Raw genomic sequence first — 8,875 nt, 5'->3', positions numbered from 1 at the left:
AGATATCAAGATTCTAAAACTGTGGCCAAATTTTATTGACCACTACATATGTATTTAAAATTGAAGGGGAGCTTTAACAATGAAGGTATAACATCATTAACTAATGGTGTTATTCAAGAATTGAGCACTCACCCTGAAAATACAATTAAGTTTGTGATTGTTAACTTAAAAGAGTTTGAACTGTTAACTTTAGATAGTCTTGATTCGTTAGAGGCCTATTTTGCGGGTGTAAAAGAACGTGGCTATCAACGAGTTGACTATATAAACATTAATATCATAGCTAAAAACATGTTTGAAAAAGTATGGAAAAATAGCGATGTAGAAGTTAATTTTTACAAAGATACTGAAAGCTATTTATTAGTGCATCCAAGTGATAGTTATATAAAACAGAACTGGTAATTAATATGAGTATTATAAACCGCTACTGAAGAGGGCTTATAATACTCTCTAAACACCCTTTATAGCGCCTTGAAAGGTTTAAGCACATATCGTTTTTAAGTCTGACTTTATAATCGCCACTGTCAGTAGGCATCAGTTCGCAGATAGCTTGTTTTCTTACCAGCGTTGAGCGATGAATACGAATAAACCCTTCTGGCTCTAGCTGCTGTTCAATATTTTTCATGGTTTCGCGGTGTAATACCGGTGTACTACCTTGTGTAAAATGTAGCTCTACATAATTGCCAGCACCATTAATCCAAATAATATCTTTTATATCAATTAGCCTTACCTTACCTACATCTTTAACTACGATATGTGATGATGGTTTTTCGGTTTGTGTGCTTTGTTGATATTTACGCTCGGCCGCGCTTGCAATCGGGCAAAGGTGAATCAGTTTATCAAAGCATTTATCAATACGTGGTGCAGTTGAATCTACTATTAAAAAATCAACAGCGCCAACTTCAAAAGCAAAACTCGCAAAATGACCCGACTGGGCAATAATGACTAACTTAAGCTTTTTAGCGAGCTCCGTTAAATGCACTATTTGCATAGGGTCAGCCAGATTAGTTAGTTCGTAAAACAGTACGTTGTATTGATCTGTATCTATCTGATCTAACCTGTTTGCCTGAATAAAAGATTGAGATTCAAAGTGTCGGTGCTCTTGCACGCGCTTTGTTAAAAATGTTGCAAACTTAGTGTTACTAACAAAAGTTAATGCATGAAAAGAAGCGACCATTATTTTATATCTCTTGCTGTATATAATAATAAAGACCGTGCTTAGCGGAAAAACTGTTATGAAAAGTACAATATATTTATAAAATAATTGTGACGTACTAATTCATCCCATCAAACTAGCTATTCATACCAAAGATTACGCCTAATAAATAATGCCCGTAGAGGGTTTAAATAAATCCCCTTACTGTAATCCGCGAAGTAACTATTTAGTTACAAAAATAACAATTCAGGGGAATTATATGACATTAACTAACAAAGGTAGCGCGCGATTATTTAAAAAATCGTCGTTAACAGTTGCGCTAAGCAGCGCGATACTTGCAAGCTTTTCATTTCAAGGTGTTGCTGCAGAAGATGACGAAATTACTAAAATAGAACGTGTACAAGTTACAGGTTCTCGTATCAGCAAAGCGAAGCTTTCTCAACCAGCACCTATTGTAACAATTACAGCCGAAGATATCGCAAAAGGCGGCACCCCTGATTTGGGCAGTATCTTGGCTGAGTTACCGTCGATAGGCGCAACAGATACATTAGTTGGCAATAATGACAGTAATGCGGCAGCAGGCGTTAGCTCTGCTGATTTAAGACGTTTAGGGGCCGCAAGAACACTTGTTCTAGTAAATGGTAAGCGCCATGTAGCGGGTGCACCAGGTTCATCACAAGTCGATTTAAATACGATACCTTCAGCACTGATAGAAAGAATTGAAATTATCACAGGTGGTGCATCTGCTATTTATGGCTCTGATGCTGTATCGGGTGTTATTAATGTTATTTTGAAAGATAATTTTGATGGTTTACAATTTAATGCATCAGTTGGTAATTCAACAGAGGGTGTAGGTACTGAAAACCATAGCTTTAGTGTTGTAGCTGGGACAGATATTGCTGGTGGTAAAGGTAATATAACATTCTTCGCAGGCCAAGACAGAGTACGCCAGGTTTTAGCCAATGATTTACGGCAAACAAATGCTTATGGCACAGTAGATAACCCATTAAATACTGGTGAAAATGATGGTATTCCAGATCGTTTAACAGTGCCTAATGTGCTTTCTGAAAGAATAAGTGAAAATGGTGTAATTAATCCATTTGGCGATAGTGGAAGTATCTATACTTTTAATAATGGTGGTAGAGCTGAGTTAATGCCAGCACGGGAAGCAAGCGGTAGCTTTGCTTTTGGTAATTTCCCTGATGGTTGTGAATTTTGTGCTAATACACAAGATTATGAAAATGTATTACCAGAGCTTGAAAAGTTAACACTTGGTTCTACATTAAATTATAACCTTACAGATAATCATACATTTTATAGTGACTTTAAATTTGTGCGCACTGAAGTTGAGCAGCAATTTCAGCCATCTTTTGAATTCGGTGGTATTTTCATTGATGTTGAAGATAATCCATATTTAGATAGCAACCTTCGCCAGCAGCTGCTTAGTGAAGGTACTACTAGCGTTGAAATGTCTAAATTTTTTGGTGAGCTAGGAAACCGGAGCGCAGATAATAAACGTGAGTTATTTCGTGTTGTAACTGGGCTTAAAGGGAACTTCACTTTAAGTGAGACGGACGTTGATTATGATTTTTATTATGTTTACGGCCAAACAGATAATCGCCGAAAAACGCTTAATGATTTAATTCCAGATAATTTGGTTGCTGCACTTGATGCCGTGATTGATCCTGCTACAGGTGAAGCTGCATGTCGAAGTCAGGTACCTAGCTTACAAGGTGAAGGTTATAGTGATCCTGCTAGTGTAAATGGTGGCGCTTGTACTCCATACAATGCATTTGGCTTTGATCAAGCCTCAGCAGCTGCTAAAGATTATGTATCAGCAGATGTTACTCGTACAGATACAATTACCCAAGAATTTATTGGCGGCAGTATAACGTTTGATACAGGTGAGTTTTTTGAGCTTCAGGGCGGCGCAATTGGTTTGGCTACCGGTTTTGAATACAGAGAAGAAACTTCAGAAAGCATTACTGATGAGTTTACAAAAGCTGGATTCTTATCAAACGCGGCTACACCTGATGCATACGGTGAGTTTGATGTAACCGAAGCATTTATTGAAATCAACTTACCTCTATTAACTGATGTAGCATTTGCAAAAGAGTTAACTCTTGATGCAGCTTACAGAACAGCTGATTATTCTCATGCAGGTAACGCTGATGCGTGGAAAGTTGGTTTATTGTATCGCCCTATTGATGATGTTCGTATACGTGGTACCTATGGCCAAGCTGTTCGTGCACCGAATATTACTGAAGCATTTGATCCACAATCACCAGGCTTTGCTAATATAGCAGACCCTTGTGATGCTGATCGCATTAACGATAATCCAAATCGTGTAGCTAACTGCGCAGCACTAAATATAGATTCAGGTTTTCAAGCTAACGATAACGTAAGTGTAGATCTTATTAGTGGTGGTAACCCTAATTTAGAATCTGAAACGTCAACGTCATTAACAGCAGGAATTGTTTGGACACCAAGCTTTTTTGAAAACTTTTCATTAACAGTTGATTACTATGATATTGAAATTGAAGACGCAATTTCTTTTATCGCAGCGCAAAGCGTGATTGATAACTGTGTTGATGCTGCAGGTGGGCCAGATGCTGCGTTCTGTTCGCAAGTTGATCGTGATTCAGGTACTAATGATATTGCACTAGTTCGTTCTGGGTATTTAAATGCAGCATCAATAACAACAAGAGGTATTGAAGCTGATTTTGATTATGATATGAGCCTTACTGATTATTCATTAGAAGGTGATTTGAAGTTTAACTTATTTGTAAATCACCTGCTTGAGCTTGATGTTTTTGAATTCCAAAATCTTCCTGATACAGTAAATGTTGAAGACGGGGAAGTTGGAGACCCAGAGTGGCAGGCTCGCTTTTCTGCTGTATACAAGTACAACGACCTTACACTTAACTGGACTACTCGTTATACAGACCGCTCAGCGCGCTTTGATTTATCACCAGACGGTGATATTGAAGAGGATTTACAGCCTGGTTACGTCGGTTCTATTATAACGCATGACATCTCAGCAAGTTATAACGTACTTGATAATGCACGTGTAGATTTTGGCCTTCGCAATGTAACTGATAAGTTACCTCCAGCATATATTTCTGCTAGTGGTGGTAATGAAGCTATTTATGATGCTGTCGGTCGACGTTTTTTTGCTAATTTTAGTATTAACTTTTAATTTTAGTGAGCATAGCTCACTAAAATAATTAGCTAGATTTACGTTGTGCATCTTAAGTAAGGAAAGGTGCTTAACGTCAAATCCCCCCTGCTTTTGATTATTTTGATAGGGGCGATCAACTCGCCCCTATTTATACAAGCTGTCATTCAAAAGTGATTACTTTAGTAAGTTAGACTATTTAATTGAGTGCACCAAAAATTACCCATCTAAATAACCGCATGCTACGACCCTACCTTTTAATTAAATTACTTTATTTAGGCCATAACAGAATATCTAATAGTGTAGCCAAAATTAATTTTTACTATAAATTCAGAAGAAAATAAGCCATAAATTAGTATTTATTATGGCTTCATCTATTCAGAGTAAATAGACTTTTATTAGATAAAAATATGTGGCGAAAATCCTGATAAGATTCTTACTCACGAAGCTACTAGGCTGAAAAAGACTAAAATTGAATATATATTACATTTATTCAATGATATGAAACTAATGTGCTACTTATGGTGGTATATAAGCATTGTACCCACTTAAACCAAAAACAACGCCACTGGTAACAGGGGCGTTGTCTAGTATGGGGAGGTGGTTAATATAGTAACCGAATCGCTAAGTTATTTAACGATTTATCCCTATTTGTGGCCTTCTTCATTGAGGGCTTTTTTTTTGCTAGCTTAGTCTAAGTAAGCCTTTAGCATCCAAACCAGTTTCTCTTGCTCTGAAATGTAATCGCTCATTAGTGAGGCTGTACCTTCATCGTCTGCATCACCAGCTTGAGTTAAAATATCACGCTGCATGTGAATTAATGTACTGTAACCAGCAAGTAGGTTCTCTACGGCTGTAACACCATCACTAATACCTTTAGCTTCTTTAATTTTACTTACTTCAAGGTAATCAGAAAATGCATGTAGTGGTGCGCCATCTAACGTTAAAATACGTTCTGCAACTTCATCTACTTTAAGAAGTAGTAAGTTATAAATCTCTTCAAACTTAACGTGTAGTTCAAAAAAGTTACGGCCTTTAATATTCCAGTGAAAACCACGCGCGTTCATGTATTGAATCTGGTAGCTACTCAATAATGTATTGAGTGACTTTATGATGTCTTCGCTTTTTGCACTGTTTAGACCAATTGCGTTTACATGTGACATAACTTGCTCCTTGAATAACCGTTGATTTGTGAACTTGTGAACTTGTGATAAGTATTACTAATTTCGATAAATTAGTAAAATCGTTTAAATGTATCTAGTTAATAGTTTTAACCTATTAGCTGTTTTTGATACCTATATTCACTTTAGACTATTAATAGAAGTGGGTCTGATTAATAAAAATACTACCCCTCAAAAGTAAATAAACCTCAAAAGTATATAAATCATGATCTAAAACAAACTTTATTCAAGGTAATAACTTAGCTATTTTTTTATTGATGCAGGTCAAAAATCATCCACCCTAACGGCGCATAATAATGTTGTCGAAATAATTAGGAGAGATAACATGCATGCAAAAACAGCAAAACAAAATAAAGCAGAGTTAATAGTGGTAGGAATTGCAGTCATCGCATTTGTACTTGGGTTAGTAGCGCACTTAGCGGGTGCAAGCTTTGCGAACTCAGATTTTTTTGGCTACATTGCGGCGCCGATTCCGCTTATATTGGCAGTGGTATTTTTAATTAGTTATAAAATAGCAGCCAATGCTGAGGATTAATCTTTCTCGTTTAAGCACTTTAAAATGTAATCGAGTACTTGGCGCGAGTAAATCATACTGGTATGGCTTAAATGAAACACTTTATGTTCGGCCATACCTTTAAGTTTGGTTTCATCTAGTAATACAGTGCCATCTGACTGGCTACCTTTGACTATTAAGGGCATAAGCCCAATAGGTAAATCGCCCGCAATACTGTAAAGCTTAGCTTTAAAAGGCCAATTACCATTTTTAGTGAGTAAAAATTCAACACTATTTTTTAAAAATGATTCAAACCCTTTTTGCTTCATTTTTTGCGCTATATGGCTGCCTTTATGTGGAGTACCCAGTGTAATTACCTTCGTAACATTCTGGCTAGCAGGGGAGTTTGCCTCTAGGTAAGCACGTGCAATAAGCCCTCCCATTGAGTGGCATACAAGCGCTGCCGGTTCGTTAGAAATACACTCATCAATTTGTGCAAATATGGTGTCGCGGTGAGGGTCGAGCGTATTATAGGTAATGTTTAATACCGTCATCCCCGATTCTTCAAGTCGTGAACAAAGTGGGCGCATAACAAAGCCAGACATATACAAGCCATGTAAAACAATAACGTGTTTAACTTTCATATGCTCCCTAATACCAATTTTATTAAAAACATGATCATTCTAGCGTATTAAATAATCCGCTACCTGCGTTAAAAATTATTTATATAGAACAACTATATGTCATAATTTTCGCCTTGTTATCGACTTATTTCCTTGTCGCTATAATAGATAACTAATTTAATGCAATTGGTATAACCTATCTTAGTTACATCAATTGCTGTGGTTTTATTTCAATATTGGTTGTATCTGTATTTACCCATACTTCACCATCTTGAATGGTAATGGCGAGCTTAATTCCACGATCAACCAAAGCAGCAAGTGCTTGTGTTGCTGCATAATCAAGGCTAAAAATACTTAGATTTTTAAATTCATACAATTTAGGTTGGTGTTTTTGCCACCAAATTGCTTGATTGTTTTCACCGTAAGTATATAGCACCACTTTTTTAGATTTATTACAGGCTTTTTTAAGGCGTTTTTCATCTGGTAAGCCAAGCTCAACCCACAGCTCTATCTCTTCACTATAGCTTACATGCCAAAGTTCAGGCTCATCATCAGCGCTTAATCCTTTAGTAAATTCTAAACCATCACAGCTATTTAGCGCAAAAGCGAGTAAGCGAATCATCAACCGTTGATCTGTTTCTGAAGGGTGTTGAGCCAAGGTTAAATTAAAATCTTGATAAACGTGGCGGTCCATATCGCTAAGCGATAACTGCACTTTCATAATGGTGGATTTAAGAGCCATAACAACTAATCTGAAAAAATTTGCGTCAGTATAGCGCAATTAAATGAATTGCCAGTTAAAATAGCGGTTAATTATACGTTAGGAGTTAAAAATGGCTATCCAGTGGTTCCCTGGGCATATGAATAAAGCCCGCAATGAAATTAAAGAAATAATGCCACAAATGGATGTGATCATTGAAGTGCTTGATGCGCGCATTCCCTACAGTAGTGAAAACCCGATGGTGGCAACCTTGCGTGAAGGTAAGCCGGTCATCAAAATTTTGAACAAAGCTGATTTAGCTGATCCTAAAATGACTCAAATCTGGAAAGATTATTTTGAGCAAGAAAATGGTGTTAAAGCGATTTCTTTTGGACATGATAAAGCAGCTGAAGTAAGTCGTATAAATGAGCTTTGTAAAAAGTTAGTGCCGCATAAAGTGGGTGCCGATAAGCAAATTAAAGCCATGATAATGGGTATTCCTAACGTGGGTAAATCTACGTTAATTAATGTACTGGCTGGACGTATAGTTGCAAAAACAGGTAATGAACCTGCGGTAACCAAAGCACAACAACGCATTAAGCTTGAAGACGGTATTATGCTTTACGATACGCCAGGTATGTTGTGGCCAAAAGTAGAGAATGAAAACTCAGGTTATCGCTTAGGCGCTACCGGTGCCATTCGTGATACGGCGCTTGAGTATGAAGAAGTAGCAAGTTACACCGCTGAGTACTTATTGCGTGCATACCCTGAGCTTTTAAAAGCGCGTTATAAAATAGACGAATTACCAGAAAGTGATTGGGAATTTGTTGAAATGGCGGGTAAAAAACGCGGCTGTATTCGTGGTGGTAACCAAATAGACACGTATAAAATGTCTGAAATACTAATCAACGAATTACGCGACGGTATTATTGGCCGTATTACGATGGAAACTCCGCAAATGCGTGAGGAAGAAGAAGTAATGGTTGCTGGTTTACGTGCCGCTGCAGAAGCTAAAAAACAAGCTAAAGAAGAAGAAAAGCTTCAACGCCGAGCGCGAGCTCGTAAAAACCGTCGTTAATATTTAACCTGAGTTCAGGTTATTTAATTAAAGTGATTTAGTTTTACTAAATTACAGACATAAAAAAAGCCCGTAAGGGCTTTTTTAGTTTCATATCTACCGTCACCGATATGAGCAATGTAGCAAGTAAAATAGTAGGGCGGTTACTCATCATCAACATCAAGGGGCGTTGCGGTTCATAACAAGTAACCATAGCTGTTTACGTGCGCCACACGTTGTTTCAGGGTCGAGAAACAAATCAATTCATTCCTTAACAAGTGGTATGCAATCCGTCTTGTTGATATTGATTATCAGTTAGATCTAACTGTCTGTCAACACCTAAATGCAAATAGTTCTTATTATTGTGATGCTTGTTTTTTATTCATATATAAATCGGCTAGTTAGCACTGCCATTTCATAAAAATGCTTATCTTGGTTAAGCAATTAAGAATAGATTTTTAATACTTATTAAATAATTTGATATGAATTT

The 8,875-nt window shown here is 37.1% G+C and carries 8 protein-coding genes; 4 read left to right on the top strand and 4 right to left on the bottom strand.

The genetic code is table 11. The features are described 5' to 3' along the window. Positions 1-48: 48 nt before the first annotated feature. On the top strand, positions 49-399 hold the full coding sequence (locus tag GQR46_RS12020) for a hypothetical protein (RefSeq protein ID WP_007377888.1): 351 nt from the start codon (positions 49-51) through the stop codon (positions 397-399). Positions 400-421: 22 nt separating this feature from the next. On the opposite strand, the gene GQR46_RS12015 is transcribed toward GQR46_RS12020, so the two are convergent. Beyond that, positions 422-1,174, bottom strand: a complete 753-nt coding sequence (locus GQR46_RS12015) for a response regulator transcription factor (RefSeq protein ID WP_165741075.1) — start codon at positions 1,172-1,174, stop codon at positions 422-424. Between the two features lie 238 nt (positions 1,175-1,412). Between GQR46_RS12015 and GQR46_RS12010 the strand changes: the two genes are divergently transcribed. Next, positions 1,413-4,352, top strand: a complete 2,940-nt coding sequence (locus GQR46_RS12010; protein WP_165729129.1) for a TonB-dependent receptor — start codon at positions 1,413-1,415, stop codon at positions 4,350-4,352. A gap of 668 nt (positions 4,353-5,020) precedes the next feature. Here GQR46_RS12010 and GQR46_RS12005 read toward each other — a convergent pair. Continuing rightward, positions 5,021-5,494 carry a Dps family protein gene (locus GQR46_RS12005; RefSeq protein ID WP_165726624.1) on the bottom strand — a complete coding sequence of 158 codons (474 nt, stop codon included), beginning with the start codon at positions 5,492-5,494 and terminating at the stop codon, positions 5,021-5,023. Between the two features lie 343 nt (positions 5,495-5,837). Between GQR46_RS12005 and GQR46_RS12000 the strand changes: the two genes are divergently transcribed. Continuing rightward, complete coding sequence (locus GQR46_RS12000; protein WP_007579816.1) at positions 5,838-6,047, top strand: hypothetical protein; 210 nt, start codon at positions 5,838-5,840, stop codon at positions 6,045-6,047. Here GQR46_RS12000 and GQR46_RS11995 read toward each other — a convergent pair. Both GQR46_RS11995 and GQR46_RS11990 read right to left on the bottom strand, forming a co-directional pair. Next, positions 6,044-6,649, bottom strand: a complete 606-nt coding sequence (locus GQR46_RS11995; protein ID WP_010554854.1) for an alpha/beta fold hydrolase — start codon at positions 6,647-6,649, stop codon at positions 6,044-6,046. The genes GQR46_RS12000 and GQR46_RS11995 overlap by 4 nt on opposite strands. Before the next feature lie 184 nt (positions 6,650-6,833). Next, complete coding sequence (locus GQR46_RS11990) at positions 6,834-7,370, bottom strand: YaeQ family protein (protein ID WP_165729128.1); 537 nt, start codon at positions 7,368-7,370, stop codon at positions 6,834-6,836. Positions 7,371-7,461: 91 nt separating this feature from the next. Here GQR46_RS11990 and ylqF point away from each other — a divergent pair, with 91 nt between their 5' ends. Continuing rightward, a complete protein-coding gene (ylqF, locus tag GQR46_RS11985) occupies positions 7,462-8,406 on the top strand; it encodes a ribosome biogenesis GTPase YlqF (protein WP_024593827.1) in 945 nt (314 codons plus the stop codon). Positions 8,407-8,875: the final 469 nt, after the last annotated feature.

The sequence above is a fragment of the Pseudoalteromonas sp. Z1A6 genome, from assembly GCF_011378745.1.
Lineage (GTDB): Bacteria > Pseudomonadota > Gammaproteobacteria > Enterobacterales > Alteromonadaceae > Pseudoalteromonas > Pseudoalteromonas arctica.
The sequence above is the reverse complement of the archived record's forward strand: the minus strand, read 5'-3'. Positions and strand labels throughout refer to the sequence as shown.

Excerpts from the sequence above, each read along its gene's own strand:
- GQR46_RS11995 (WP_010554854.1), bottom strand. The coding sequence starts at position 6,649 with ATGAAAGTTAAACACGTTATTGTTTTACATGGCTTGTATATGTCTGGC.
- GQR46_RS12020 (WP_007377888.1), top strand. The coding sequence starts at position 49 with ATGTATTTAAAATTGAAGGGGAGCTTTAACAATGAAGGTATAACATCA.
- GQR46_RS11990 (WP_165729128.1), bottom strand. The coding sequence starts at position 7,370 with ATGGCTCTTAAATCCACCATTATGAAAGTGCAGTTATCGCTTAGCGAT.
- GQR46_RS12010 (WP_165729129.1), top strand. The coding sequence starts at position 1,413 with ATGACATTAACTAACAAAGGTAGCGCGCGATTATTTAAAAAATCGTCG.
- GQR46_RS12000 (WP_007579816.1), top strand. The coding sequence starts at position 5,838 with ATGCATGCAAAAACAGCAAAACAAAATAAAGCAGAGTTAATAGTGGTA.
- ylqF (WP_024593827.1), top strand. The coding sequence starts at position 7,462 with ATGGCTATCCAGTGGTTCCCTGGGCATATGAATAAAGCCCGCAATGAA.
- GQR46_RS12005 (WP_165726624.1), bottom strand. The coding sequence starts at position 5,494 with ATGTCACATGTAAACGCAATTGGTCTAAACAGTGCAAAAAGCGAAGAC.
- GQR46_RS12015 (WP_165741075.1), bottom strand. The coding sequence starts at position 1,174 with ATGGTCGCTTCTTTTCATGCATTAACTTTTGTTAGTAACACTAAGTTT.